We start from the raw sequence: 25,459 nt of genomic DNA, 5'->3' as shown, positions 1-25,459 counted from the left end.
AGGCGCGGAGCAAGGATGGGCGTGCCTGTCCTCGCCCTTGCACTGGTCGCCTGCGCCACGGCGGGGCCGGACTATCATCCATCCGAAAATTCGGCGGCAACCGCTCCCGCCGCGCAGGGCGCCTTCCTGTCGGCGCAGGATGCCCGCTTCAGCAACGCCGATCTGCCCGATCATTGGTGGCGGCTCTATGCCGACCCCCGGCTGGACGCGCTGGTGGAACAGGCCCTTGTCGCCAATCGCGACCTGCGCGTCGCCGACGCCAACCTGACCGCTGCGCAGGCCGTCCTGCGCGAGGCGGAGGCCGCACGCACCATCGGCACGACGGTCAGCGGGGGCGCGACGCTTTCGCGGCCTTCGGGCACGGCAGAAAGCCTGCCGGGCGTGGTCGGCTATGATCTGGGCCTTGCCGCCTCCTATCCACTCGACCTCAACGGCCGGATCAGGCGCGCGATAGAGGCGAGCACCGCCGATCTGGAAACGGTCGCGGCGGCGCGCGACTATGTGCGGGTCAGCGTGGCGGCGGCAACGGCGCGCGCTTATGCGCAGGTGTGCGCCGCCAATTATTCGCTGGCCGTCAACCGGCGCGTCGTGGCGCTGCAGCGGGAAACGCTGGGCGCCACGCAGCGGCTGTTCAGGGGAGGGCGGGGCACGGCCTTCGACGTCAGCCGTGCGCAGGCGGCGGTCGACGCAAGCGAGGCCAGCCTGCCCGCCTTCGACGCGCAGCGGCAGGGTGGATTGTATCTGCTGGCAACCTTGCTGGGCCGGCCGCCGGCCGATTATCCGAAGGATGTGGAAAGCTGCGCGACCCTGCCGGCGCTGGGTGCGGCCCTGCCGGTGGGCGATGGCGCTGCGCTGATCCGGCGACGGCCGGACATCCGGCAGGCGGAACGCGGCATCGCCGCCGACACGGCCCGCGTCGGGGTGGCGACCGCCGATCTCTACCCGCAGATCAGCATTGGTGGATCGCTGGGCCTGTCGGGACCGCTCAGAAGCGCGGGTTCAGGGACCAGTTTCGGCATGAGCCTGGGACCGCTGTTAAGCTGGAGCTTTCCCAACCGTCCCGTCGTCAGGGCGCGGATCGCGCAGGCCGATGCGCAGGTCCAGGCCGATCTGGCGCGCTTCGACGGAACGGTGCTGGAGGCGTTGCGCCAGACGGAAACGGCGCTGGAAAACTATCGTCGCCATGCCGATCAGGCGGCGGCTCTCGACCGCGCGCGGGACAGCGCGGGGGTTTCGGCCGCGCAGGCAGGCAAGCTGTTCCGCTTCGGGCGGGGCGATTTCCTGTCCCTGCTGGACGCGCAGCGCTCGCTCGCCAATGCGGAGGCTTCGGCGGCGGCGGCGCGGGTGCAGTTGGTGCAGGACCAGATTGCCGTCTTCCTGGCGCTCGGCGGCGGCTGGTCCTGAAAGGAAACCCCCGGAACAGCGATCTGATCAGATCGCTGTTCCAGGGGTCATGAAGCTGGTGCGACCCGAAAGCTTCACATGATCAATATTGGACCGTGACGGTTACCGCGCGACGGTTCTGCGCCCAGGCGGCCTCGTCCGAACCCAGCGCGGCGGGGCGTTCCTTGCCATAGCTCACGGTGGTGATGCGGCCGGCGTCGATGCCCAGCGAAGCGAGATAATTCTTCGCCGCATTGGCGCGGCGCTCGCCCAGCGCGATATTATAGTCACGGGTGCCGCGCTCGTCGCAATGCCCCTCGATGGTCACGCGGACATTGGGGTTCTGTTGCAGCCAGGCGGCCTGACTTTGCAGGATCTGCTGGTCCTGCGCGTCGACATCATATTGGTCGGTGCCGAACAGGATGCGATCGGATGCGACCGATGCGACGAAATCCTCCTGGCTGCCCTTGACCGGGCCAGTCGGGGCGGCAGGAGCGCCGGTTTGCGCCGAACTGTCGCCGCCGGGCGCGGGGGGCAATTCCTGCGGCGGCTTCTTGGAGCAGGCGGCAAGGGCCACGATGGCGGTCGCCATCAGCAAGGGACGGGAAATTTTCATCGGATGCTCCTCAACAGGGTCTGAAGGTCGTTACGCAGTCGGGACGATTCGGTTCCGTCATGATGCGAATCAGCATATGTCGGCGTCCTAGGGCAGCAAGGGCCCCCAGGCCGGGTCCGACCCGCTGAGCGGCGTGGGTATGCGCCGTTCGTTCACGCCGGTCAGGTCGACCTGCCACACCTGGCTGCTGCCTTCCCGGCCGGGCGTGGTGCGGAAGAATTGCAGCACGCGGCCATTGGGCGACCAGCTCGGCTGCTCGTCCTGCCATCCATTGGTCAGGATGCGCTCATTGTCACCCGTCGGCGTCATGACCGCGATCTTGAAGTCGCCGGAAATCTTGGTGAAGGCGATCAGGTCGCCACGCGGGCTCCATTCCGGCGTCGCATAGCGGCCACCGCCATGGCTGATCCGGTGCTGGCCCGAACCGTCGGCGTTCATCACATAGATCTGCTGGCTGCCGGAACGGTCGCTTTCGAACACGATCTGGCGGCCGTCGGGGGAATAGCTGCCGCCCACATCGATGCCCGGTGCCGTGGTCAGGCGCACCGGCGCGCCGCCGCTGGCGGAAATGCGATAGATGTCGGTGTTGCCCGCGATCGCCATGGAGAAAAGGATGTTGCGGCCATCCGGCGACCAGCGCGGCGCGAAGGTGGGATTGTTGCTTTCCGTCACCAGCCGCTGCCGCCCCGTGCCGATGTCATAGATATAGATGCGCACGCGGTTGTTGAGGTAGCTCACATAGACGATCGACTTGTAGTCGGGCGAAAAGCGCGGCGTCAGCGCGATCGACTGGCCATTGGTGATGAAGCGGTGGTTCGCGCCGTCCGAATCCATGATGGCGAGGCGCTTGGTGCGGTTCCCCTTGGGGCCGCTCTCCGCGATATAGGCGATGCGGCTGTCGAAGAAGGGGCTCTCGCCCGAAAGGCGCGCATAGATGGCGTCGGCGCATTTATGCGCGGCCCGCCGCCAGTCCCGCGGCGCCACGACATAGCCCTGCCGGGTCAGTTCCTGCTTCAGCGCCACGTCGTAGAGATAGCAGCCGACGGTGATGTCCGCCTCGCCTCCCGTCGTGCGCACGAAACCCTGCACCAGCGCCTGATAGGCGCCCCATTTGTCATAGACGGGATTGGTCACTTCGGGAAAGGCGATCGCCGGAATGCCGGCAGGGCCGGAGGGATCGAACAGGCCCGACCCCTTGAGGTCGGCCGCGATCACCTCGGCGATCTTGCGGCCCAGCTCGGTCGAACCGCCTGCGGGCGTGGAAACCTCCGCCTGCGCCGGCAGGGCAGGGACCACGATCTTGAGGTTGGAGGAGGATTCGTCCGTCACATCGACGCTGAGCTGCGCCGAAGCGGCGGGCGCGAGCGCCAGCAGCAGCGCCCCCAGCATGGCCCCGAACGTGGCGCGGGCCTTTCCTGTCCTGAAGGATGGGGTCATTGCGATAGCCTCTTGTCGAAGGAGATGCGGAGGGATTTCCAGCCATCATACAAAGCGGGTGGCAGCTTGAAAGGCGCGGCGAGGCGGATCGCCTTGACCGCCAGTTCCTGATGCAACGTCACTTGGGTGCGGTTGCTGGCGGTGATGCCGGTGGTGTTGACGACCTGCGGCTGCCCCAGGAGCGAACCGTCGCGGGAAAGCTGCACGTCGACGAAGGTGCGAAGCTGCTCGATATCCGCGCCGCTGGGGGATTTCCAATAGGGCTTGAGCTGGCGACGGATTTCCGCGTCCAGCGCGGCCTTCTGCGCCGGCCCCATGGCGGCCGCCGGTGGCGGCGCGGGCTTGCGCGGGGCGTCGTCCTCGGTGTCGATGCCCTTCAGAAAATCCTTGCCCAGCAGCGATCCCTTGGGCTTGTCCGCCTTGCCCTGGCCGGAGGCGCGCGCGGGCGCATCGGACTTGGGCTTGGCCGCGGGCTTCTGCGATGCCTTGGCCGGTGCGGGCTTTTCCGCCGCCGGCTTGGGCTTCGGCTTGGCGGCCGGCACATCCTTCTTCGGGGGTGCGGGCGCGGGTTTGGGCGGTGCAGGCTTGGCCGCCTGCTTGGGTGGAGCCGGACGGGGAGCCGGCGGCGCCGGGCTTGGTTCGGGTCGTGGCGCCGGTTCGGGTTCCGGCGCGGGCGCGGCGTCCTCGGTCGGGCCCTGTTCCGGCGCAACGCTGGCGGGCGGGGGCGCGGTCGACACCTGCGGTGCCGTCGATTTCAGCGCGACCTCATCCACCAGGCTGACGTCCATCGGCGGCGAATTGAGCTTCAGGGGGTTAGGGGTAGCCAGAAAGCCGGACGAAAGCAGGCCGAACAGCAGGACATGTCCCGCCGTTGCCACGCCAAGGCCGATTTTCTCCGCACGATCCATCGCCAAGACCTATGGCCCCTATTCTGAACCGCTGCTGACAGCGGACCTGTCCTCGGTGCCGGTGCTGACCAGCGCGACCTTGTTGAGTCCCGCGCGGTTCAGCTCGCCCATGACGAGCATCACCCGGCCATAGTCCAGCCCCTTGTCGGCGCGCAGAAAGATCTGCGGCGGTTCAGCCTTGCCGGCATTGGCGGACATGATCTCGGCCAGGCGGCCGGGCAGTTCGGCGTCGCTGATCTGCGCGTCGTCGATGAAGACGCCGCCGTCGCGGTCGATCGAGACCACGGTGGGCTTCTGGTCCTGGTCCAGCCCCTTGGCGCGGGTTTCGGGCAGGTTCACCGGCACGCCCGTCACCAGCAAGGGCGCTGTGACCATGAAGATGATCAGCAGCACCAGCATGACGTCGACCAGCGGCGTCACGTTGATATCCGCCATCGGCGCGCGACCGCGTCCGCGACGGCTGGAAGGAGGCCCGGACATGGCCATTACATCGCCCCCCGCTTTATCCCGGCCTTCGTCACCGCTGCGCCTCCAGCTCGCGGCTCAGCGTCGAATAGAAGCCGTCGGCAAAGCGGGTCAGCCCCGATTCCATGCGGTTGATGCCATGGCTGAAGCGGTTGTACGCGATCACCGCCGGGATCGCCGCGAACAGGCCGATGGCGGTGGCGAACAGCGCCTCGGCAATGCCCGGCGCAACGACCGCCAGGCTGCTGTTCTGCTCCGCCGCGATGCTGGTGAAGGCCCGCATGATCCCCCACACCGTGCCGAACAACCCGACGAAGGGGGCAACCGAACCGATCGTGGCGAGAATGTTGAGCCGGTCCGACAGCCGGTCCATTTCCGCAGCGATCGTGCTCGACATGGCGGTGGACAGCCGATCGCGCGTTCCCTCGCGATCGATCACCTTCTGCGCGGTCGACCGGCGCCATTCGGTGACGCCGGCGGCCATCACCTTGGCGGCCGGGAACTCCGCCTTGCCGCGGCCTTCATAGAAGCGGTCGATATCCTCCGCCTTCCAGAAATCCTGTTCGAAGGCGCGGCTTTGCCGGCTGGCCTTGCGCAGGGTGAAGCTGAAGCCGATGATCATCGCCCAGGTCCAGATGCTGGCCAGCAGCAGGCCCAGCATCACCACCTTCACGACGATGTCGGCCTGAAGGAACAGGGCCAGCGGCGAAATGGTGGCAGCTTGCGCGGCATTGCCGACCGCAAGGCCAACGTCGGGCATCGAAAGGCTCATGGGTTGATGTCTTCCCCTCTCATCAAACGGCTGAAAATGTCGGTCCAGGGCTTTGGTTGCCGGCGCGGGCGGCCCTGGGGTGTCAGGAAGGCGACGGAAACATCGCCCTGGGTCAATATTTCCTCATCGCGCATGACCGTCTGATGAATGGAACATGAAGCCGCGCCGACTTTCGTGACGCGGCTCACGACCATCAGCTCATCGTCCAGCCGGGCGGGGCGGCGATAGCGGAGCTGGAGGTCGGTGACGGCATAGACGCCCTCTCCACCCTCCAGATTGGCGCGCTGGTCGATCCCGGCAATGCGCAGCATGTCCGATCGGGCCCGTTCCATATAGCGCAGATAATTGGCATGATAGACAAGGCCGGACAGATCGGTGTCCTCGAAATAGACGCGCAGCGGAAAGTGATGCACGGCGGCGATGAACCTTCCGGTCGCCGGCGCGGGCAGCAGGTCTGAAACGGACATGCCGGGGCTTTTAACCATCAAGCAGGCGCTGCGCAAAGCGGGAAATCGCAGAAAGATCGGCGCTCCGCCTCCCGCACGGGGCTTTCCGTCCGCTTTGACGTTGCGCGGAAGCACTGGCAGCCCGCCTGTCATGGCGCTACGGGGGCGGGCGAAGAGGATTCAGTGCAGGAGGGTTTTCGACCATGACGGATATTCGGACCGTGGGGGTGATCGGCGCGGGCCAGATGGGCGCGGGCATCGCGCAGGTGGCGGCGCAGGCGGGCTATGAGGTCATCCTGTCCGACATCGACCTGCCCCGCGCGCAGAAGGGCCGCGACAGCATCATCCGCCAGCTTGGCCGTGCGGTCGAAAAGGGCAAGCTGGCGCAGGCCGATGCCGACGCCGCCATCGCCCGGATCACGCCGGCGGGCGAAATCGCGCCACTGGCCGCCTGTCAGCTGGTGATCGAAGCCGCGACCGAGCGGGAGGAGATCAAGCGCGCCATCTTCGGCAATGTCGGCGCGCTGCTGGCGCCCGACGCGATCCTGGCGTCCAACACCTCCTCCATCCCGATCACCCGGCTGGCGCAGGCGGCGCCCGACGCAAGCCGGTTCGTCGGCGTGCATTTCTTCAACCCGGTGCCGGTGATGGCGCTGGTTGAGGTCATTCGCGGCCTTGCCACCAGCGCGGAAACGGTGACCGCGGTCGAGACCTTCGCCGCCAGCCTGGGCAAGCAGGTGGTCCATGCCTTCGACGCGCCCGGCTTCGTGGTGAACCGCATCCTGTTGCCGATGCTCAACGAAGCGATGTTCGCGCTAGGTGAGGGCGTCGGCAGCGTGACCGACATCGACAAGGGCGTGATGCTGGGCCTCAACCATCCCATGGGGCCGCTGACGCTGGCGGATTTTGTCGGTCTCGATACCTGCCTGGAAATCTGCAAGGTGCTGCAGGACACGACCGGCGACCCCAAATATCGCCCTGCGCCGTTGCTGGTGAAATATGTCGAGGCCGGCTGGCTGGGCCGGAAGACCGGCAAGGGCTTCTACGACTATTCCGGTGCGGAGCCGGTGCCGACGCGGTGATGTGGGGGTTGGGCTACCCCGCGCTCAACCCATGCTTCTTCATGCAATGGCGAAGCTGGTCATAGGTCAGCCCCAGCCCCTTCGCCGTCGCCCGCTGGTTGTAGCGAAAGCGCTCCAGCGCCGCGCGGACGATGGCCGCCTCATGCGCATCCACGGCGGATTTGAGGTCCGTGATCGCGTCATGGCCGTTGGCGACGGGAGCTGGTGAGCCCATGGTCCGACCCTCCGCCACGACCTGCACCGGCATCAGCGGCTGGGGTTTCCAGGGCGAGGCGAAGGGATCGAACACGATCGCCGCGACCGGCCGCCCCGGCTCGTTCCAGCGATAGACCGCGCGCTCCACCACATTGCGCAGTTCGCGTACATTGCCCGGCCAGTAATGGGCCTCCAGCTCGGCCATGCAGGCGGCGGAAAAGCCCGGCCATTGCGGCCAGCCGATCTCCGCCGCCATGCGCCGCCCGAAATGATTGGCGAGCACTGCGACATCCCCCTCCCGCGCCCGCAACGGGGGCAGGGTGATCACCTCGAAGCTCAGCCGGTCCAGCAGGTCGGGCCGGAACCGCCCGGCATCGGCAGCGGCGGGCAGGTTCTCATTGGTCGCCGCTACGATGCGCACGTCGACCGTCAGCGGCTTCGACGCGCCGATCCGCGTCACCTCGCCATATTCGATGACGCGCAGCAGCCGCTCCTGCGCCGCCATGGAAAGCGTGCCCAGCTCGTCCAGGAACAGCGTGCCGCGATCGGCCTCCTCGAACCGTCCCGCCCGCGCCCGCGCCGCGCCGGTGAAGGCGCCCTGTTCATGACCGAACAATTCCGCCTCGATCAGCGTTTCCGGCAGCGCCGCGCAGTTCATGACGATCAGCGGTTCGTCCCAGCGGGGCGAAAGATGGTGAAGGCGCTCCGCGATCAGTTCCTTGCCGGTGCCGCGCTCCCCGATGACCAGTACCGGCCGGTTGAGTTCCGCCGCCCGTCCGGCCTGCTCGACCGCATCGAGAAAGGCCAGCGACTGGCCGACGAACTGGGTGTTTTTCTCCATGCCCCAACTTATGGTGAAAATTCCCATCTTTCGGCAAGTCCTATTCTTGCACGATCGTAAAAAACCTCGAAATTCTGCCATTTCCGGAAATTGGCACGGCTTCTGCAAAGTTGGAAAGCGAAGCCGCTGACCTATCGAGCGGCACGCATATGAAGGCCAAGGTTCAGGAGTTTATCATGGAAAAGCAAAGCAACAGCGTCCGCGAAATCGGTCAGTTCCTGTCCGTCGCCATCGCCTCCGTCCTGTTCGGATCGACCCTGATCCTTTCGGCGGTAGGTCCGGCCCGCGCCAGCGAAGTCCCGATGATCGCGAACCCGGAATGCCCCGCAGCCTTGCACTATCTGGCGTAAGGCTCGCCCCGACACGTTCGTACCAGGAGTGAAGTTCAAATGGGTATTTTCTCCCGCACCCGCGACATCATCGCCGCCAATGTCACCGACCTGCTCGACCGGGCGGAAGACCCGGCGAAGATGATCCGCATGATCATCCTCGAAATGGAGGAAACGCTGGTCGAGGTGCGCGCCTCCGCCGCCCGCACCATCGCCGACCAGAAGGAAATGCGGCGTCACATCGCCAAGCTCCAGGGCCTGCAGGACAGCTGGACGGAAAAGGCCCAGCTCGCGCTCAGCAAGGACCGCGAGGATCTGGCCAAGGCCGCGCTGGTGGAAAAGCAGAAGGCAGTCGACATGGCGGAGCAGCTTTCCCATGAGATCGAGGTGCTGGACGAAGCGCTGCGCGCCTCCGAAGAGGACATCGCCAAGCTGCAGGGCAAGCTGCGCGAGGCCCGCGCGCGCCAGAACAGCCTGGTCACGCGCATGGAAAGCGCCCAGAACCGCCTGCGCCTGCGCGAAGCCTATGCCGGCGAGAAGGTGAACGACGCCTTTGCCCGCTTCGACATGCTGGAGCGCCGGGTCGACATGGCCGAAGGCCGCGCCGACGCCCTGAGCCTGGGCAACCAGCCCAAGACGCTGGAGGAGGAGATCGCGGAGCTCAAGACGTCCGACAAGGTCGACGCCGAACTGGCCGCGCTGAAGGCGTCGATGAACGCCGGTACAAACAGGGGAGAATGACGCATGGAGGACGTGTTCCTGCCCCTCATGATCTGCGGCATGCTGTTCATCGGCATGCCCTGGCTGATCTTCCACTATGTCACCAAGTGGAAGCAGGCCCCCAAGATCACCGATGAGGACGAGAAGCTGCTGGACGAGCTTCACCTGCTCGCCCGGCGGCTGGAGGAGCGGCTTCAGACCGTCGAACGGATCGTCGCCGCCGACAACCCCGATTTCCGTCCCGCCGGTCCTTCGCAGGACGAGGATTATGACTTCGACCGCCAATATCCCCACAGGAGGAACTGAGATGGCTGCCCGTCGCACCAAATTCTATCTCGACAAGCAGAACGGCAAATGGATGGGCGTATGCGCCGGCATAGCCGACTATAGCGGGATCGACGTCCTGTGGGTTCGCGTCGGTGCCGTGCTGGTGACGCTGATGGGGGCCTTTCCCTGGACGCTGATCGCCTATTTCATCGTGGCCTATTTTGCGGAGAACAAGCCGGCGGGCCTCTATGCCGACCGGGATGACGAGAAATTCTGGCAGGGCGTTCGCACCAATCCGGCACGCTCGACCCGCGATGTGCGGTCCAAGTTCCGCGACATCGACCGTCGCCTGGCCGATATCGAAACCTATTATACCAGCCGCAATACCCGGCTCGCCGATGAGATCGACAACCTGCGCTGACGGAATCGCGTGGCCCACGCCGTTTATCGAACGGGCTTGGGGGTCTGTCGAAAAATCGGCATTTTGTCTGAGAAATTCAACATCTGATATGCCGCACCTGCGGGTAGCGAGGGAGGTTTGCCATGTCGGAACAATTTGCGTTGGTTGCGCAACTCGCACCGCTGATCGTGATCTGCACCGGGATCGGTGTGGGCGGCTGGATCGTCACCACCTGGCTGCGGATCAAGCATGGCTATCCGCTGGACGGGGCATGGGGCCAGGCCATCTATCCGCAGGCGGGCAATGAGGCGATGGAACGGATCAGCCTGCTGAGCCAGGAAAACGCCCAGCTACGCGCCGAAATCGGATCGATGAAGGACAGGATGGTCGTGGTCGAGCGCATCGTCACCGATGAAAGTCACTCACTGAACAGGGAAATCGAGCGTCTGCGCGGCCCCGCCAACTGACGGCCCCACGCTCAGCAAGGGAAAAAATCATGAATCCGTTTGAAATGGTCGTCGCCATAGTCGCCATAGCAGCCGTCGCCAGCGTCGTTCGCGCCAAATATGGCATCGTTCGCCGCCACAAGGGCGAAGAATTGGTCCAGCGCGGCCCCGATCCGGAAGCCGAGCGCCTCCGGGCGGAGGTTAAAGCGCTGAAGGACCGGGTCGCCGTTCTGGAACGGCTGGCGACGGACAGCAGCACTGCCCTGGAGCGCGAATTCGACAAGCTCCGGGACCGCGACTGACGCGGGCATCATCATCACAGGGAGGACGATATGCAGGACCCCCTCAACACTTTGACATTGGCGATTGCAGGTCTGTCGGGACTCATCATCGTCACCGCCGCGGCCTTGCGGGGCTGGAATGGCTGGCTGGACCTTAAGCGCGCGGAACTCGCCCGCGGGACGGAGGGGGCAGCGCCGCCCTCCACCGCGACCCGGATCGAGGTTGCCGACCTCAAGGAACGCATCCGCAAGCTGGAAGCCATAGCCGCGGGCGTGGATATCTGAAAAAGGCCGATTTCCTCCTCCCGCCCGGCGGGAGGGGGACGGCAGCGGGAAGAGCTTTCCCCGCTTGAATTTCACCCTATATGGGCGGCCATGACCCAATTGCCCGTCCTTGCCGATCTGGTCGAAGAATATGAATTCCTCGACGCTGACGACCGCTACCGCCTGCTCATCGACCTGGGCAAGGCGCTGGAGCCGATGCCCGACGCGCTCAAGACCGACGCCACGCTGGTTCGCGGCTGTTCGGCGGCGGTATGGGTCTATCCCACCGTGCTCGACGCCGATTCCGCCAGGGGCAAGCGGCTCCATTTCCTGGCGGACAGCAACGCCGCCATCACCAAGGGGATCATCGCGCTCGTCCTCCTCACCGTGCAGGATCAGTCGCCTGCCGCCATTGCCGGGACGGATATCGAAACAGCGCTCGCCCCCTTCGACCTGCGCAACCAGTTGAGTTCCAACCGGACGCAGGGCATTCCCAACATGATCGCGCTGATCCGGGATACTGCCGCCCGCTATAGCTGAGCGGAGGGAAACCCCGCCGGCGCCATGCGTTCTCCTTCCGCCAACGAAACGGACAGAAGGAGAAAAGCGATGCGATCGATAGCGATGCTTGCCGCCCTGGGGCTGATCGCCGCCTGCTCATCCTCCGACGACAAGGGGCCGACGCAGCGCGACCAGATCGGACAGGTCTGGAAATATGAAGGCGGCGAGGGCGGAAAGGCCAGGGTCGCCTATATCGGCAGCGCCAACACGGTCCAGACCATGACCGCCGCCGATACGTTCGGCGTGCTGCTGGTCCAGCCGCTGCAGGAAGGCGGGGCGGATGTCACGGTCAAGCTGGTCGGCGCGCCCTTCACCTGCGACCTGTCGGACTGCAAGGTCACGGCCGTCACGGACGACGGCAACACGCATGAATGGAAAGGCCGGATGACCGAGAACCAGGACGGTATCGAAGTCCTGCCCGCGGCCAAGGCTTATGACGCGATCAAGGACAGCCGGACGATCAAGGTGAACCTGGTGGTGGGGCCGAAGGACAAGAGCTTTCCCTTCCAGTTCAACGTCGCGGGCCTGGACCTGAAAGTGTAGCCGCCGCAGGAGCACGGCGCGTTCCAACAGGGCTTCACTCCTGCAACGACACGCCCGGACTGCGCGGATCGGCGCCGCCCACCCAATGGCCGTCGGCCGTGCGCTCCGCCGCATTGGCTTTCAGGCCGAAGCGGCTGATCGACACCTTGTGCCCCAGCTTCTCCAGCGGCGCCTTCATCGCCTCCAGCGATGTGCCCTGTTCCAGCACCAGCCCGTCCCGGTCGAAGAACTCGAACCCCAGCGCGATCGAATCCTGCGCCGACAGGCCCCAGTCGAAATGCGCGATCAGCGCCTTGGCGACCTGCATGATGATGGTCCTGCCGCCCGCCGCGCCGATGGTGAAGACCGGGGTTCCCGCCGCATCATAGACGATGGTGGGGGACATGGACGACAGCGGCCGCTTGCCCGGTTCGACCCGGTTGGCGACGGGCGCGCCGTCCTTTTCGGGGGTGAAGCTGAAATCGGTCAGTTCATTGTTCAGGATCACGCCATTGGCGACGAGCTGGCTGCCGAAAAAGCTCTCTATGGTGGAGGTCCAGGCAGCGATGTCGCCATTGCGGTCCACCGCGACGAAATGGCTGGTGCCCGATTCGGGCTGGGGCAGGGCTGCGGTGCGCTTTTCCGCGCCCGGGGGCGTGCCGGGGCGATAGTCGTTCAGCGTCTTGCCCATGCTGATCAGCGCCGACCTCTGCCGGAGATAGCCGGGATCGATCAACCCGGCGATCGGCACGGACACGAATTCCGGATCGCCCAGCCAGTTGTCCCTGTCTGCATAGGCGAGCTGCATCGCTTCCCCGATGACATGCCAGGACCGGGGATCGTCCTTGCCCCACTTGGCCAGCGGGAAGCGTTCCACCATGCCCAGCACCTGCAATACGGTGATGCCGCCCGCCGAGGCCGGTCCCATGCCGCATATCGTATATCCGTGATAAGGCCCGCAAACCGGCTTGCGCGGCTTGGCCTGATAGGCGGCGAGGTCGGCCTCCGTCATCGGCACGGGATTTTTCGGCGCCTTGCTGACCGTGTCCGCGATCATGCGCGCATTGTCGCCCAGATAGAAGGCGTCCGGCCCCTCCGCCGCGATCCGCCTGAACAGGGCGGCGAGCGGCGGATTCTTGAGGATCGTGCCCATCGGCGCAGGTTTGCCGTCGATCCAGAAATATTTCTGGATCTCGGGAAAATCAGCCCACACCGGCGCAACCGCCTTCATCGCCGTGTCCAGCCGCTGGCGCACCTCGAACCCCTGTTCGGCCAGTCTGATGGCCGGCTGAAACAGTTCGGCCCAGCGCAGCTTGCCCCATTTGCGGTGCGCCTCCCAGGCAAGGCGGACATTGCCGGGCACGCCGACGGAATAGCCGCCTGGCCAGGCATCGCGAAAAGAGAGGGGCTTGCCGTCCGCGCCCATGAAGCGATCGGGCCGCGCCGCCGCCGGCGCGGTCTCCCGCCCGTCGATCGATTCCAGCACGCCGGTCCGCCCGTCATGATGCATCAGGAATCCGCCCCCGCCGATACCGCTGTTATGCGGCTCCACGACATTCAGCGTCAGCATCATGGCGATGGCGGCGTCGGTGGCGCTGCCGCCCCTGCGCAATATCTCCTGCCCTGCCTCCGCCGCGCGCGGATCGGCGGCGGACACGGTGGCGTTGACCGCGACCGGCTCCCGCGCGGCCAGCGGGGAGGGGGAAAGGGCATAAAGAGCGAAGGGAGCCAGCAGGCCGAAAAGGCGAAAGGTCATGTCGGGTACCCTAGAGCATCGTGCGCAAAAGTGGGAACCGGTTTTGCGCGAAAACGATGCGACATCAAAAGCATAGAGCGCGCTGCGTGACTCGGATTCAGCGCAACGCGCTCCAGAGCGATTTCCAGGCGATCGGAACCGATAGCGCGCTCGATCGCTGTATTGCGCTCCGCAACCCGCTGGACGAATCAGGCGTCGATACCCACTATCTCGCTGATATTCCTCACCCCGTCGCGCGCCATCAGCGCCTTGATGCCGCTATTGATCCGCCGGGCGAGATAAGGCCCCTCATAGACCAGCGCGCTGTAAAGCTGGATCAGGCTCGCACCGGCGCGGATGCGGGCATAGGCCTGTTCCGCCGTGGCGATGCCGCCCACGCCGATCAGCGGCAGGCGAGTGCCCAGCACGCGCCGAAAGTCGCGCAGCCTTTGCAGTGCCAGATCGTGCAGCGGGGCGCCCGACAGGCCGCCCGCCTCCCCGGCGAGCGGCGACCGCAGCGAAGGCCGGGATATGGTGGTGTTGGACACGATCAGCGCGTCGATCCGGTGGTCGATGCAGGCGTCGGCAATATCCTCGATATCGGCGGGCTCCAGGTCCGGGGCCACCTTCAGGAAGATGGGCGTCCGATTCGTCCCTCGCGCCGTCATGACCGCGCCCAGCAATTGGTCCAGCGCGGCCCGGTCCTGAAGCGCGCGCAGTCCCGGCGTGTTGGGCGACGAGATATTGACCGTCAGATAGTCGGCCAGGGGCGCCATGCAGGTCACGCCCGTGGCATAGTCCGCGATCCGATCGGTCGCGTCCTTGTTGGCCCCGATATTGATGCCGATCACCGGGTTTTGTCCGTTCCTGCCGGGCCGCCTGCGCTTCGCGATTCGCTCAGCCGCTGCCGCCTGGCCGCCATTGTTGAAGCCCATGCGGTTGACCACCGCCCGGTCCTCGGCCAGCCGGAACAGCCGGGGCAGGGGATTGCCCTTCTGCGACAGGGGCGTCAGCGTTCCCAGTTCGGTAAAGCCGAAGCCCAGCCCGTGCATCTTGTGCGCGACCAGCCCCTCCTTGTCATAACCCGCCGCCAGGCCCACCGGATTGGGAAAGGCGATGCCCGCCACCGTCTGGCCCAGCATCGGATCGGGTTCGAGCGCGGGCGGCACCGGCATCAGGCGCAGCAATCTGATCGACAGATGGTGGGCGCGCTCGGCATCCAGCGCGAAAAACAGGGGGCGGATCAGGCGATAGGACATGGCGGCGCTATGCCATCGCAAAGCGCACAGGTCGAGTCGCTGTTGCAGCGCGGCAACAGTAAGGACGGAATGACATTTCTTAACAAAATTCCTTGGGATTCGTCCCGTTTTGGTTCGGCCAATGTCCGATCCATCCAATAAAGTTTCAGCGATTCGGACGTAAGAGAGTCCTGCGACCCGAAGGCTCTAGGCCATATGGCTGACGAGACCTTTTCCTGACCCGGCGGTGAAAACCGCCGGGTCGTTTTTTTCCTGCCCTGCGACATTTATTGACGGGCCCGGCATGGTGGAAAGCGCGTTTCCGCCACGCATAACCCTTGCACCTTCACGCCGATGGAGCATATTGCATCACCGGGGTGATAATATGGGGCCGCATGACAGCGAGACGTCCGGGGGGGCGTTGAATATCAAGGCGAAAGATGGTCATGCGCCGCTGTCCTATACAGTCGACGCGGCTCAGGGAGCGGTACGGTTGCGCTATTTCGCGCCACCCGACCAGCTCAACGCCTATTTCGGTTCGCTCTACATCTTCACCGAAACGGCGGAACATTATTCCGATGTGACCCGTGCCGATGTGCCGCAGCTTCGTTTCATGCTGGACAATAGCGGCGACTATCATTTCCATGATGGAACGATAGTGCCGACGCCGGAAGTCTGCCTGTTGGGCCCGACCATGGGGGCGACTCGCTTTGAACTGACGGGGCCGGGCCGCGTGGTCGGCATTTCGCTGCTCCCTGCGGGCTGGATCGCGTTGCATGGGGGGGATGCCAGCATTCTCACCGATCGGCTGCAGGAGATGGTCGACCTTCCCGGCTACCGGCAATTGCTGGAGCAACTCCGCGCCACCGACGATGCGGAGGAGATGGCCACGCTCTGCTGGTCATTCCTGTCGGAACGTCTTGTTCCCCTGTCGGATTCGACATGGCGGCTGTTGAAGGCGGTGGACGGCTGGCTGATGGATGAAGGTTCTCCGCGGATCGAGACGCTGGCCGACATCACCGGCCTTTCGCCACGCCAGCTCGCCCGGCTCACCAACAAATATTATGGCTGCCCGCCCAAGCTGCTGGCGCGCAAATATCGGGCGCTGCGGTGCAGCGCGCGGATCGCGCTGGACCATGAAAGCTGGCAGGCGCTGTGCGACGACGGGCGTTTCTATGACCAGTCGCATTTCATTCGGGAGATCAAGCATTTCATCGGCCTGACCCCGCACCAGTTACAGACAGAGCCGAGCGCGGTGGCGCAGCTCACCCTGCTGCGCCGCTCGCTGGGTGGAGACGTCGCCGTGATCAACCGTTTCAGCTAGAGCGATTTCCAAGCGATCGCTGGTCAAGAAATCGCGGCAAACAAGGAATCCGGAGCGGCGATCTGATTTAATCAGATCGAAACCCGCTCTAAACCTCAGCCATCAGCAAAAATGCCTTGATTCCCGCCTCTGCCGAGACCACATGCCAATCGGATTGATTCGATCCGATTTGAGAATGGTTCGCAAGACGCAGGGTCATGAGGCTTTCGAGTTTCGCAGATTATGCCGTGGTGCTGATGTCCGCCGCCGCCCGCCATTGCGGCGCGGCCAGGATGAACGCGACCACACTTTCGGCCGAAACCGGCATTCCCCTGCCCACCGCGCAGAAGCTGGTGAGCCGGCTGTCGGCCGCGGGTCTGCTCGAATCGAGCCGGGGGACAGGCGGCGGCGTGCGCCTTGCCCGCCCGCCCGCCGCGATCACGCTGGCCGATGTGGTGGAGGCGGTGGAAGGCCCGATCGCCATGACCGCCTGTACCGAAATGGGCGCCCATGACTGCACGCTGGAGCAGGATTGCCGCGTCCGGCCGCATATGAACGTCGCGAACAATGCGATCCGATCGGCGCTCGCGAGCGTCACCATCGCTAGCCTTACCCGAGAAATGGCATGACCGAGGAAACCACCACCGTCCGCAACCGTGAAGCGCATGAGGCAGCCGATCGCGCCTCCACCTATGAGCATGGCTGGTCCTCCGCCATCGAACAGGATTTCGCGCCCAAGGGGCTGAACGAAGACACGGTCCGCTTCATTTCCGCCAAGAAGAAGGAGCCGGAATGGCTGCTGGAATGGCGGCTCAAGGCCTTCGCCATGTGGCAGGGGATGGAGGCGCCGGACTGGGCCAAGCTCAACATTCCGCCGATCGACTATCAGGACGCCTATTATTACGCGGAGCCGAAGAAGAAGATCGAACTGGACTCGCTGGATCAGGTCGATCCGGAGATTTTGGCGACCTATCAGAAGCTGGGCATTCCCATTGCCGAACAGGAAGTGCTGGCCGGGGTGAAGGGCAGCCGCAAGGTCGCGGTCGACGCGGTGTTCGACTCTGTGTCCGTCGCCACCACCTTTCGTAAGGAATTGGAGGAGGCGGGCGTCATCTTCCGCTCGATCAGCGAAGCGGTGCGTGAATATCCCGATCTGGTAAAGAAGTGGCTGGGCAAGGTCGTGCCGATGCACGACAATTATTTCGCGACGCTCAACTGCGCGGTCTTTTCCGACGGCACCTTCGTCTACATCCCCAAGGGCGTGCGGTGCCCGATGGAGCTTTCCACCTATTTCCGCATCAATGCGGAGAATACCGGGCAGTTCGAACGCACGCTGATCGTCGCGGACGAGGGCAGCTATGTGAGCTATCTCGAAGGCTGCACCGCCCCGATGCGTGACGAGAACCAGCTACACGCCGCCGTGGTCGAACTGATCGCGCTGGACGATGCGGAGATCAAATATTCGACCGTCCAGAACTGGTATCCGGGCGATGAGCAGGGCAAGGGCGGCATCTATAATTTCGTGACCAAGCGGGCGCTCTGCCAGGGGCGCAACAGCAAGGTTTCGTGGACGCAGGTGGAAACCGGCAGCGCGATCACCTGGAAATATCCGTCCTGCGTTCTCAATGGCGAGAACAGCGTCGGCGAATTCTACTCGGTGGCGCTGACCAACAATATGCAGCAGGCCGACACCGGCACCAAGATGATCCATAATGGCAAGGGGTCGCGCTCGACCATCGTGTCGAAGGGGATCAGCGCGGGGCGCTCCAACAACACCTATCGCGGCCTCGTCCGCGTCGCGCCGGGCGCGGAGGGCGTGCGCAACTTCACCCAATGCGACAGCCTGCTGCTGGGCGACCAGTGCGGCGCGCATACGGTGCCCTATATCGAGGTGCGCAACCCTTCGGCGCAGATCGAGCATGAAGCGACGACGTCGAAGATTTCCGACGATCAGCTCTTCTACGCGATGCAGCGCGGGCTGGACCAGGAAGCGGCGGTCAGCCTGATCGTCAACGGCTTTGCCCGCGAAGTGCTGCAACAACTGCCGATGGAATTTGCCGTCGAGGCGCAGAAGCTGCTCGGCATTTCTCTCGAAGGATCGGTGGGCTGAGGCCTGCCACACGAACACCAAGGACAAGACTCTTGAGCGACGAAGACGATATTCAGGATGCCCTCGCCGATTTCGCGGAGGATGTCGGAAATGGTCAGGCATGGACCGCCGCGATCCGCATCCTGACCGAGGATTATGAGCTGGAAGAGGGCGAGCTTCAGGCCCGCGCCGCCAAGGATTTCGGCGACCTCGACGCCTATCAGGCCGAATGCCGCGCCGCGCTGGAGACGGGCGACCTCGCCTTCACCGAGAAGCTGAAGAGCGACAAGGCCTTCCACAAGGCGAAGGCGCCCAATCTCGCCCGCATGGGTCCGGTGACCGAATTCGTGACCGGCGTGCTGGAAAGGGGCGCGCCCGAACCCGGCGCCGACTGGTGGCCCTATATGCCGATCAAGCGCCATATCGACACGCTGTTCCCCGCGCCGGGCGATGTGCGGGACATGGCCTTCTGGACCGCGCGGACGCTCCAGCGCGCGCATGGTCGTTGATTTTTGGGGTGTGAATGATGCTGACGATTGAGAACCTCACCAACGAGATTGACGGCAAGGCGATCCTGAAGGGCCTGTCGCTCTCCATCAAGGCGGGCGAGATCCACGCGATCATGGGGCCGAATGGCGCGGGCAAGTCGACGCTGGCCTATACGCTGGGCGGCCGTCCAGGGTATCAGGTTACCGGCGGCAATGCCTCTTTTAACGGTGTGAACTTGTTCAGCTTGGAGCCGCACGAGCGTGCCGCCGCCGGCCTGTTCCTGGGCTTCCAATATCCGGTCGAGATCCCCGGCGTCTCCAACCTGCAATTCCTGCGCGAGAGCCTCAACAGCCAGCGCAAGGCATGCGGCCAGGAACCGTTGTCGGGTGGTGAGTTCATCAAGCTCGCCAAGGAAAAGGCGGCTCTCCTCGGCCTCGACATGGAAATGCTGAAGCGTCCGGTGAATGTCGGCTTTTCCGGCGGCGAGAAGAAGCGCGCTGAAATGGTGCAGATGGGCATTCTCGATCCCAAGCTGGCGATCCTCGATGAAACCGACTCCGGCCTCGACATCGACGCGCTCAAGATCGTGGGCGCCGGCATCAACGCCATCATGCGCAAGCCCGACAAGGCGGTGCTGCTGATCACCCATTATCAGCGCCTGCTCGACTATGTGAAGCCGGACTTCGTGCACGTCCTTGCCGCTGGCCGGATCGTCAAGTCCGGCGGCCCGGAACTGGCGCTGGAACTGGAGCGCGAGGGTTATGCGGAGGTGGTTGCGGCGTGACCACGCTCTCCCTTGCCGCACGCCCCCTCCCTACAAGAAGGGCCGAGGAATGGCGCTACAGCGACCTTGATGCGCTGGCGGCCATCTGGCCGACGCCCGCGCCGACGCACATCGATGTCGCGGCCGGAGAAACGGCGCACCACCATCTGTTGCAGGATGCGGGCGAAGGCGCGGCGGCGGTGCATGATTATGTCATCAGCATCGCGGACGGCGCTCGGCTCGACTTCCACCTCCTCAATATCGGCGGGAAATTCGGTCGCGTGGCCTTTACCGTGACGCTGGGGCGGGGCGCGCATTTCGAACTGAACGGCGCGATCATCGGCAGCGGCGAGCAGACGCTGGAGATCATCACCTCCGTCACCCATGCCGAGCCGGACGCGACCAGCGGCCAGACGATCCGTTCGATCCTGGGCCAGCGCGCCACCGGCAGCTATCTGGGCAGCATCAATGTCGCGCGCGATGCGCAACGCACCGACGCCTTCCAGTCGGTGAAGGCGATGCTGCTCGACCGCACCGCCACGGCCAATGTCAAGCCGGAGCTGGAAATCTACGCCGACGACGTGAAATGCGCCCATGGCGCGACGGTGGGCGAACTGGACAAGCAGGCCCTCTTCTACATGGCGAGCCGCGGCATGGACCCGGCGACCGCCAAGACGCTGCTGCTCAAGGCCTTTGTCGCGGGCGTGTTCGACGATGTGGTCGATGAAGCGGTCAAGGACCGGCTTGAGTCCGCCGCCCTCGCCAAGCTGGAGAGGCTGGTATGACCGACCTGGCCGAGGCTTTGCAGCTCAGGGACGACTTTCCCGGCGTAGGCAGCTGGCATTATCTGGACAGCGCCGCGACCGCGCAGAAGCCTCATGCCGTGATCGACGCCATCGCCCGCGCCTATGGCCCGGACTATGCGACGGTCCATCGCGGCGTCTACGAACGTTCGGCGAATATGACGCTTGCCTATGAGGCGGCGCGCCGGAAGGTGGCGCAGTTCATCGGCGCGCAGTCGGACAGCGAGATCGTCTATGTCCGCGGCGCGACCGAAGGCATCAATCTGGTCGCGCAAAGCTGGGCAGGGACGCAGCTCAAGGCCGGCGACCGCATCCTGCTCTCCATGCTGGAGCATCACAGCAATATCGTTCCGTGGCAGATTGTCGCCGAAAAAATCGACGCCGGGATCGATGTCGTGCCGCTGACCCCGGACGGCAAGATTGATCTGGATGCCATGGCCGCGATGATCACGCCCGCGCACAGGATGGTCGCGCTGGCCCATGTGTCGAACGTGCTGGGCAGCGTGCTCGACGTCCGCCGCGCCGCCGAAATCGCGCATGGCGTGGGCGCGAAGATCCTGATCGACGGCTGCCAGGCCGTGCCGCGCCTTGCCGTGGACGTACAGGCGCTGGACTGCGATTTCTACGTCTTTTCCGCGCACAAGCTCTACGGTCCCACCGGCATCGGCGCGCTCTGGGGGCGAAAGGCGCTGCTCGACGCCATGCCGCCCTATCAGGGCGGGGGATCGATGATCGACAAGGTGACGTTCGAAAAAACCACCTATGCCCCCGCGCCCACCCGGTTCGAGGCGGGGACGCCGCATATCACCGGCGTTGTCGGTTTGTCGGCGGCGATCGACTATGTGCAGGCCATCGGGCTGGACGCGATCCACGCCCATGAATGCGCGCTTGTCGCGAAGGCCAGGACCGCGCTGCAAAGCCTCAACAGCGTGCGCGTGTTCGGCCCGGAAGATTCGGCGGGCATTCTTTCCTTCGAGGTGGAGGGGGTGCATCCGCACGATGTCGGCACCATATTGGACGAAACCGGCGTCGCCATCCGGGCTGGGCATCATTGTGCGCAGCCGCTGATGCGCCATTTGGGCGTCGAGGCCACGGCACGGGCCAGCTTCGGCATCTACAGCGACGAAAGCGATGTGGATGCGCTGGCCAAGGGCATAGAAAGAGTGAGGAAAATCTTCGCCAATGACTGAAGTGAATCGCGAAGAGCGCAAGATTCTGGTGGAAGAGGTCGAGGGGGTGGAAACGCCCCCGAAGGCGCGCGTCGAGGAGGTGGCCGGTTCCGGCGCGCGCCAGCGCGACTATCTGGATGGCTTCCTCGCGCAGAAGCCTGCCGACATGCCCAGGGGCGAACCGGGCGGCAGCCTCTATGATGCGATCATCGATGCGCTCAAGGAAATCTATGACCCGGAAATCCCGGTCAACATCTATGATCTGGGCCTCGTCTACGGCGTAGACGTGACGGAGGATGGCCATGCCGTCGTCACCATGACGCTCACCACGCCGCACTGTCCGGTGGCCGAATCCATGCCGGGCGAAGTCGAATTGCGTGTCGGCGCGGTGCCGGGCGTGGGCGATGCGCAGGTGAACCTGGTCTGGGATCCGCCGTGGGATCCGCAGAAAATGTCGGACGAAGCCAAGCTCGAACTGGGAATGCTCTGATGACTCCTCCTCACACTGGCGAAACAAAGATCCGCGCCCGTCCGGCCGCCGTCGTCCTGACGGCGAGCGCCGAGCAGCGCATTGCCGACCTGATGGCGCAGGCGCCCGAAGGCGCGATCGGGGTCAAGCTGTCGACGCCGCGCCGGGGTTGCTCCGGCCTTGCCTATTCGGTCGATTATGTGAACGAGGAGGCCAAGTTCGACGAGAAGATCGAAACGCCGGGCGGCACCTTCTATATAGACGGCGCCTCCGTGCTCTATCTGGTCGGATCGACCATGGACTGGGTGGAGGATGACTTCACCGCCGGTTTCGTCTTCAACAATCCCAATGCCAAGGGTAGCTGCGGCTGCGGCGAGAGCTTCACGGTCTGACTTGGCCAGCGGCCGCCTGAACATGCCCCATATGCTCATCCTGGGCATGGGCTACACCGGCTCCCGGCTCGCCATGCGCCTGCGGGCCGAGGGATGGCATGTTACCGGCGTTCGTCGCGCCGCCGATGCCGAAACGCTCGACTTCAGCGACGAAGCCGCTGTGCTGACCGCCATCGCGCGGGCCAGCCACATCCTGTCCTCCGTTCCGCCCGAGGGTGATGCCGATCCGGTCCTCACCCGCTATGGCGCCGCCATCGCCGCAGCGCCCGCCATCTGGACCGGCTATCTCTCCTCCACCGGGGTTTATGGTGATGCGGCGGGCGCCTGGGTCGATGAAGCAAGCCCGACCGGCTTGGCCCGGCGGGCTGCGCGCGCGCAGGCCGATGCGGATTGGGGCGCTCTGCGTCCGGACCTCCGCCGCTTCCGCCTGCCGGGTATTTACGGCCCCGGCCGCTCCGCGCTCGATCGTGTGCGGGAAGGGCGGGCGCACCGCATCGACCTGCCCGATCAGGTGTTCAGCCGCGCCCATGTCGATGATATCGTCGCTGGCGTCCTCGCGTCGATCCATTATGGTCCGCCGGGCATCTACAATCTGTCCGACGACCTGCCCTGCGCGCAGAACCGGCTGATCGAGGAAGCCTGCGCCCTGCTTGGCCAACCTGCCCCGCCGCTGCTGACACTGGAGGAGGCGCAGCTTTCCCCCATGGCGCGCTCCTTCTACGCTGAAAACCGCAGGGTGGCGAACGGACGCGCCAAGCGCCTGCTGGGCTGGTCTCCCCTCTATCCCACCTATCGCGAAGGGCTGCGCGCTTGTCTGTGACTCGCTCCGCCGCAAAGCAGGATCATCACTAACGGCTTCTTAACCATCCCTGCCCGATGGCTGGCCCGTCAGCTTCCGGGGAATAAAGAGATGGACCGCTTCGATCATGCCTTCACCGCTCTGGGCCAGCGCATCAACAGCCTGTCCCTGCCCGAACGCACCGCATCCGCGCCGGTGCCGCTCACCAGCCTGATCGACAGGGTCAATGCGGCCAAGCGGCTTTACCAGCCGGGCGTCCGCCCTCAGACCTGCTTGGTTCGCAGCGCGACGACCATCCCTGCAATTGCCAGCAGCGCCCCCGCACCCGCCAGCGCCGTCCAGCGATAGCCCTCGACCAGCGTCGAGATCAGCATCGCGATCACCGGGATCAGCACGCTGGTATAGGCCGCCCGCCCCGCACCCATTTGCTGGATCAGCCGGAAATAGAGCGGGAAGGTCACGACCGAACCCGCCAGCCCCAGCCAGGCAATTCCTGCCAAATAGCCCAGACGCATCTCGATGACCGGCGGTCCGGCCGTCGCCCAGGCGAACAGCCCATCTACAGCCGCGCCGATCAGCATTGCCCAGGCGAGCACTGCCGCCATCGGCAGCCGCCGGGCGATCTCCATCCCCTGCATGACATTGGCCGCCGACGCGCTCAGCAGCCCGGCGATCGAAAATGCCGCGCCCAGCAGCACCATGTCCGGCCGGACCCGGGCGCCATGATATTCATGCGTCAGCATCAGCGCGATGCCCGCCAGTGCGACCCCCGACCCCGCGATGAAGGCGCGGCTCACCGGCTGACGGAAGAAGAGATAGGCGAGGATGCTGTTGGGTATCAGCAGCATCGCGTAGATCACCGCGACCACGCCCGATGTCAGATAATGCTCCGCGCGATAGACGAAATTGAAGTTCATCACGAACTGCGCCGTACCCAGCAATCCGGCGAAGGCCAGCCCGCTGCCACCGATGTTGAGCGGCAAGCCGCGCAGCCGGGCGAAGATCGCCATCGCCGATCCGGCCAGCAGGAAGCGGTAGCAAACAGACCAGCTTGGCGGCACATTTCCCAACTGGTCGCGGATCACGATCCAGGTGGAACTCCAGATCAGCGTGACGAGGATGAAGGGCAGGAAAACGCCCTTGCCCTCGCTCATCCCTCCAATGTCCTGATCGCCTCGGCCAGAGGCTGCACGCTGGAGGCATGCTGCGACCAGTTGGTGACGAGCCGCGCCGCATCCGCGCCCCAGTCATGGAAATCGAAGCCCTGCGCCCGCAATTGCGTCCTTTCCGCCTCGCTCAGCCGCACGAACAGTTCATTGGCCTGGACCGGATGCAGCAGCCGTCCCGCCGCGCCCGCCGCCAGCGCCTGGGCCGCGGCATTGGCTGCCCGCGCGTTGCGCAGCCACAGGTCGCCCTCGACCATCGCCAATAGTTGCGCCGCCAGATAGCGGCCCTTGGAGAAGAGGTGTCCACCCCGCTTGCGCCAGCGCGCGGCCTCGGCCGCGCGCGGCTGCGCCTGATTGCCGAAGAAGACGAGGGCTTCGCCCACCATGCCGCCATTCTTGACGCAGCCGAAGGAGAGGATGTCGACTCCTGCGCGCCAGGTCACATCGCCGGGATGGCAGCCCAGATAGGCCACCGCATTGGCGAAGCGTGCCCCGTCCATGTGGAAACCCAGCCCATGCTCCCGTGCCAGATTGCCCAGTGCCGCGACTTCGCCGGGCGTATAGACCAGGCCATATTCGGTCGCCTGGGTGATGCTGATCGCCCGTGCGGGCACCTGGTGCACGTCGGGACGGATCGCCTTCAACCGGTCCAGCACTGTTTCAGGCGACAGTTTCGCGCCCTCGCCGGGCAATGCCATCAGGGTCGCCCCATGGGTGTAGAAGCCGGGCGCGCCGCATTCATCGACGACGATATGCGCCTCCTCATGGCACAATATTCCGCCATAGGGTGGGCAGAGCGAGGCCAGCGCTATGCTGTTTGCCGCCGTCCCGGTCGCGATCCACAGCGCCACCGATTCCGTCCCGAACAGATCGGAAAAGGCACCGTTCAAGCGGGCGCTCCAGCGGTCCCCGTCATAGCCATGATCGGCCTGGTCGGCCGCGACGATGGCTGCCATGACTTCCGGGCAGACCGGCGTCGCATTGTCGGAGAAAAAGTGCATGACCCATGGGATAGCCGTGCTGCGGCCCAGCGCCAAGATGCCACCCCGACGGGATCGGCCATGGACCGCAACTTGGGTCAGTAATATTGACCATTGTTTCGCGCCGCC

The 25,459-nt window shown here is 65.0% G+C and carries 32 protein-coding genes; 21 read left to right on the top strand and 11 right to left on the bottom strand.

Features of this window, described 5'->3' with window-relative positions:
- Nucleotides 1-15: 15 nt before the first annotated feature.
- Nucleotides 16-1,404, top strand: coding sequence for an efflux transporter outer membrane subunit (locus tag ACN9MX_RS09545; RefSeq protein WP_426387502.1), 1,389 nt, complete (start codon nt 16-18; stop codon nt 1,402-1,404).
- A gap of 82 nt (nt 1,405-1,486) precedes the next feature.
- On the opposite strand, the gene pal is transcribed toward ACN9MX_RS09545, so the two are convergent.
- From pal to ybgC, 6 genes are all read right to left on the bottom strand, one after another.
- Nucleotides 1,487-1,999: a peptidoglycan-associated lipoprotein Pal gene (gene pal / locus ACN9MX_RS09540; RefSeq protein ID WP_133653245.1), complete on the bottom strand. Its 513-nt coding sequence runs from the start codon at nt 1,997-1,999 to the stop codon at nt 1,487-1,489.
- A gap of 87 nt (nt 2,000-2,086) precedes the next feature.
- A complete protein-coding gene (tolB, locus tag ACN9MX_RS09535; protein ID WP_414714771.1) occupies nt 2,087-3,436 on the bottom strand; it encodes a Tol-Pal system beta propeller repeat protein TolB in 1,350 nt (449 codons plus the stop codon).
- Nucleotides 3,433-4,344 carry a TonB C-terminal domain-containing protein gene (locus tag ACN9MX_RS09530; protein ID WP_363832106.1) on the bottom strand — a complete coding sequence of 304 codons (912 nt, stop codon included), beginning with the start codon at nt 4,342-4,344 and terminating at the stop codon, nt 3,433-3,435. The genes tolB and ACN9MX_RS09530 overlap by 4 nt, the downstream gene beginning before the upstream one ends.
- Nucleotides 4,345-4,362: 18 nt before the next feature.
- Nucleotides 4,363-4,830, bottom strand: coding sequence for a protein TolR (gene tolR, locus ACN9MX_RS09525; RefSeq protein ID WP_133653246.1), 468 nt, complete (start codon nt 4,828-4,830; stop codon nt 4,363-4,365).
- Nucleotides 4,831-4,861: 31 nt separating this feature from the next.
- Complete coding sequence (gene tolQ / locus ACN9MX_RS09520; protein ID WP_363737946.1) at nt 4,862-5,581, bottom strand: protein TolQ; 720 nt, start codon at nt 5,579-5,581, stop codon at nt 4,862-4,864.
- On the bottom strand, nt 5,578-6,048 hold the full coding sequence (gene ybgC, locus ACN9MX_RS09515; RefSeq protein WP_363756194.1) for a tol-pal system-associated acyl-CoA thioesterase: 471 nt from the start codon (nt 6,046-6,048) through the stop codon (nt 5,578-5,580). The genes tolQ and ybgC overlap by 4 nt, the downstream gene beginning before the upstream one ends.
- Before the next feature lie 182 nt (nt 6,049-6,230).
- Here ybgC and ACN9MX_RS09510 point away from each other — a divergent pair, with 182 nt between their 5' ends.
- The gene (locus ACN9MX_RS09510) at nt 6,231-7,109 is read left to right on the top strand and encodes a 3-hydroxybutyryl-CoA dehydrogenase (RefSeq protein WP_426386760.1); all 879 of its coding nucleotides are present in this window, start codon (nt 6,231-6,233) and stop codon (nt 7,107-7,109) included.
- 13 nt (nt 7,110-7,122) lie between these two features.
- Here the strand turns inward: ACN9MX_RS09510 and pspF are convergent, their stop codons facing one another.
- Complete coding sequence (gene pspF / locus ACN9MX_RS09505; RefSeq protein ID WP_363738227.1) at nt 7,123-8,145, bottom strand: phage shock protein operon transcriptional activator; 1,023 nt, start codon at nt 8,143-8,145, stop codon at nt 7,123-7,125.
- Between the two features lie 176 nt (nt 8,146-8,321).
- Between pspF and ACN9MX_RS09500 the strand changes: the two genes are divergently transcribed.
- The 9 genes from ACN9MX_RS09500 to ACN9MX_RS09460 all read left to right on the top strand — a co-directional run bounded on the left by ACN9MX_RS09500 (nt 8,322) and on the right by ACN9MX_RS09460 (nt 11,956).
- A complete protein-coding gene (locus ACN9MX_RS09500) occupies nt 8,322-8,495 on the top strand; it encodes a hypothetical protein (RefSeq protein WP_363737950.1) in 174 nt (57 codons plus the stop codon).
- A gap of 39 nt (nt 8,496-8,534) precedes the next feature.
- Complete coding sequence (gene pspA, locus ACN9MX_RS09495; RefSeq protein WP_363737952.1) at nt 8,535-9,215, top strand: phage shock protein PspA; 681 nt, start codon at nt 8,535-8,537, stop codon at nt 9,213-9,215.
- Between the two features lie 3 nt (nt 9,216-9,218).
- Nucleotides 9,219-9,500, top strand: a complete 282-nt coding sequence (gene pspB, locus ACN9MX_RS09490; protein WP_133653252.1) for an envelope stress response membrane protein PspB — start codon at nt 9,219-9,221, stop codon at nt 9,498-9,500.
- Nucleotide 9,501: 1 nt separating this feature from the next.
- Nucleotides 9,502-9,882: an envelope stress response membrane protein PspC gene (pspC, locus tag ACN9MX_RS09485; RefSeq protein ID WP_363737954.1), complete on the top strand. Its 381-nt coding sequence runs from the start codon at nt 9,502-9,504 to the stop codon at nt 9,880-9,882.
- Nucleotides 9,883-10,004: 122 nt separating this feature from the next.
- On the top strand, nt 10,005-10,328 hold the full coding sequence (locus ACN9MX_RS09480; protein WP_363737955.1) for a hypothetical protein: 324 nt from the start codon (nt 10,005-10,007) through the stop codon (nt 10,326-10,328).
- Nucleotides 10,329-10,357: 29 nt separating this feature from the next.
- Nucleotides 10,358-10,609 (top strand): hypothetical protein, encoded by a 252-nt coding sequence (locus tag ACN9MX_RS09475; RefSeq protein WP_133653255.1) that lies wholly within the window; start codon nt 10,358-10,360, stop codon nt 10,607-10,609.
- 30 nt (nt 10,610-10,639) lie between these two features.
- Nucleotides 10,640-10,873 carry a hypothetical protein gene (locus tag ACN9MX_RS09470; RefSeq protein ID WP_363737958.1) on the top strand — a complete coding sequence of 78 codons (234 nt, stop codon included), beginning with the start codon at nt 10,640-10,642 and terminating at the stop codon, nt 10,871-10,873.
- 90 nt (nt 10,874-10,963) lie between these two features.
- Nucleotides 10,964-11,392: a SufE family protein gene (locus ACN9MX_RS09465; protein WP_426386757.1), complete on the top strand. Its 429-nt coding sequence runs from the start codon at nt 10,964-10,966 to the stop codon at nt 11,390-11,392.
- A gap of 69 nt (nt 11,393-11,461) precedes the next feature.
- Entirely contained in the window at nt 11,462-11,956 is a 495-nt protein-coding gene (locus ACN9MX_RS09460; RefSeq protein ID WP_426386756.1) for a hypothetical protein, read from the top strand.
- Nucleotides 11,957-11,990: 34 nt separating this feature from the next.
- Here the strand turns inward: ACN9MX_RS09460 and ggt are convergent, their stop codons facing one another.
- Together ggt and ACN9MX_RS09450 are read right to left on the bottom strand one after the other, a co-directional pair.
- Complete coding sequence (gene ggt / locus ACN9MX_RS09455) at nt 11,991-13,691, bottom strand: gamma-glutamyltransferase (protein WP_426386755.1); 1,701 nt, start codon at nt 13,689-13,691, stop codon at nt 11,991-11,993.
- A gap of 188 nt (nt 13,692-13,879) precedes the next feature.
- Nucleotides 13,880-14,929 carry a quinone-dependent dihydroorotate dehydrogenase gene (locus ACN9MX_RS09450; protein WP_426386754.1) on the bottom strand — a complete coding sequence of 350 codons (1,050 nt, stop codon included), beginning with the start codon at nt 14,927-14,929 and terminating at the stop codon, nt 13,880-13,882.
- 472 nt (nt 14,930-15,401) lie between these two features.
- Here ACN9MX_RS09450 and ACN9MX_RS09445 point away from each other — a divergent pair, with 472 nt between their 5' ends.
- The 10 genes from ACN9MX_RS09445 to ACN9MX_RS09400 all read left to right on the top strand — a co-directional run bounded on the left by ACN9MX_RS09445 (nt 15,402) and on the right by ACN9MX_RS09400 (nt 23,205).
- On the top strand, nt 15,402-16,232 hold the full coding sequence (locus ACN9MX_RS09445) for a helix-turn-helix domain-containing protein (RefSeq protein ID WP_363738229.1): 831 nt from the start codon (nt 15,402-15,404) through the stop codon (nt 16,230-16,232).
- Between the two features lie 197 nt (nt 16,233-16,429).
- Nucleotides 16,430-16,840 carry an RrF2 family transcriptional regulator gene (locus ACN9MX_RS09440; protein ID WP_133653261.1) on the top strand — a complete coding sequence of 137 codons (411 nt, stop codon included), beginning with the start codon at nt 16,430-16,432 and terminating at the stop codon, nt 16,838-16,840.
- On the top strand, nt 16,837-18,321 hold the full coding sequence (gene sufB / locus ACN9MX_RS09435) for a Fe-S cluster assembly protein SufB (protein ID WP_426386752.1): 1,485 nt from the start codon (nt 16,837-16,839) through the stop codon (nt 18,319-18,321). Before ACN9MX_RS09440 ends, sufB begins: the two co-directional genes overlap by 4 nt.
- 32 nt (nt 18,322-18,353) lie before the next feature.
- A complete protein-coding gene (locus ACN9MX_RS09430; protein ID WP_426386751.1) occupies nt 18,354-18,809 on the top strand; it encodes a hypothetical protein in 456 nt (151 codons plus the stop codon).
- A gap of 17 nt (nt 18,810-18,826) precedes the next feature.
- Entirely contained in the window at nt 18,827-19,573 is a 747-nt protein-coding gene (sufC, locus tag ACN9MX_RS09425) for a Fe-S cluster assembly ATPase SufC (RefSeq protein ID WP_363738231.1), read from the top strand.
- Nucleotides 19,570-20,337: a SufD family Fe-S cluster assembly protein gene (locus tag ACN9MX_RS09420; RefSeq protein WP_426386750.1), complete on the top strand. Its 768-nt coding sequence runs from the start codon at nt 19,570-19,572 to the stop codon at nt 20,335-20,337. Before sufC ends, ACN9MX_RS09420 begins: the two co-directional genes overlap by 4 nt.
- A complete protein-coding gene (locus ACN9MX_RS09415) occupies nt 20,334-21,545 on the top strand; it encodes a cysteine desulfurase (protein WP_426386749.1) in 1,212 nt (403 codons plus the stop codon). Before ACN9MX_RS09420 ends, ACN9MX_RS09415 begins: the two co-directional genes overlap by 4 nt.
- Complete coding sequence (locus tag ACN9MX_RS09410; RefSeq protein ID WP_363832029.1) at nt 21,538-22,014, top strand: SUF system Fe-S cluster assembly protein; 477 nt, start codon at nt 21,538-21,540, stop codon at nt 22,012-22,014. The genes ACN9MX_RS09415 and ACN9MX_RS09410 overlap by 8 nt, the downstream gene beginning before the upstream one ends.
- Nucleotides 22,014-22,385 carry a HesB/IscA family protein gene (locus ACN9MX_RS09405; protein WP_363737974.1) on the top strand — a complete coding sequence of 124 codons (372 nt, stop codon included), beginning with the start codon at nt 22,014-22,016 and terminating at the stop codon, nt 22,383-22,385. Before ACN9MX_RS09410 ends, ACN9MX_RS09405 begins: the two co-directional genes overlap by 1 nt.
- 22 nt (nt 22,386-22,407) lie before the next feature.
- Nucleotides 22,408-23,205: an SDR family NAD(P)-dependent oxidoreductase gene (locus ACN9MX_RS09400; protein ID WP_426386747.1), complete on the top strand. Its 798-nt coding sequence runs from the start codon at nt 22,408-22,410 to the stop codon at nt 23,203-23,205.
- A 242-nt stretch (nt 23,206-23,447) separates the two neighbouring features.
- On the opposite strand, the gene ACN9MX_RS09395 is transcribed toward ACN9MX_RS09400, so the two are convergent.
- Together ACN9MX_RS09395 and ACN9MX_RS09390 are read right to left on the bottom strand one after the other, a co-directional pair.
- The gene (locus tag ACN9MX_RS09395) at nt 23,448-24,338 is read right to left on the bottom strand and encodes a DMT family transporter (protein ID WP_426386746.1); all 891 of its coding nucleotides are present in this window, start codon (nt 24,336-24,338) and stop codon (nt 23,448-23,450) included.
- Complete coding sequence (locus ACN9MX_RS09390) at nt 24,335-25,351, bottom strand: threonine aldolase family protein (protein ID WP_426386744.1); 1,017 nt, start codon at nt 25,349-25,351, stop codon at nt 24,335-24,337. The genes ACN9MX_RS09395 and ACN9MX_RS09390 overlap by 4 nt, the downstream gene beginning before the upstream one ends.
- Nucleotides 25,352-25,459 lie beyond the last annotated feature (108 nt).

It is taken from the genome of Sphingobium sp. R-21, from assembly GCF_049913335.1.
GTDB lineage: Bacteria > Pseudomonadota > Alphaproteobacteria > Sphingomonadales > Sphingomonadaceae > Sphingobium.
This window is presented reverse-complemented; position numbering and strand designations above follow the sequence as displayed.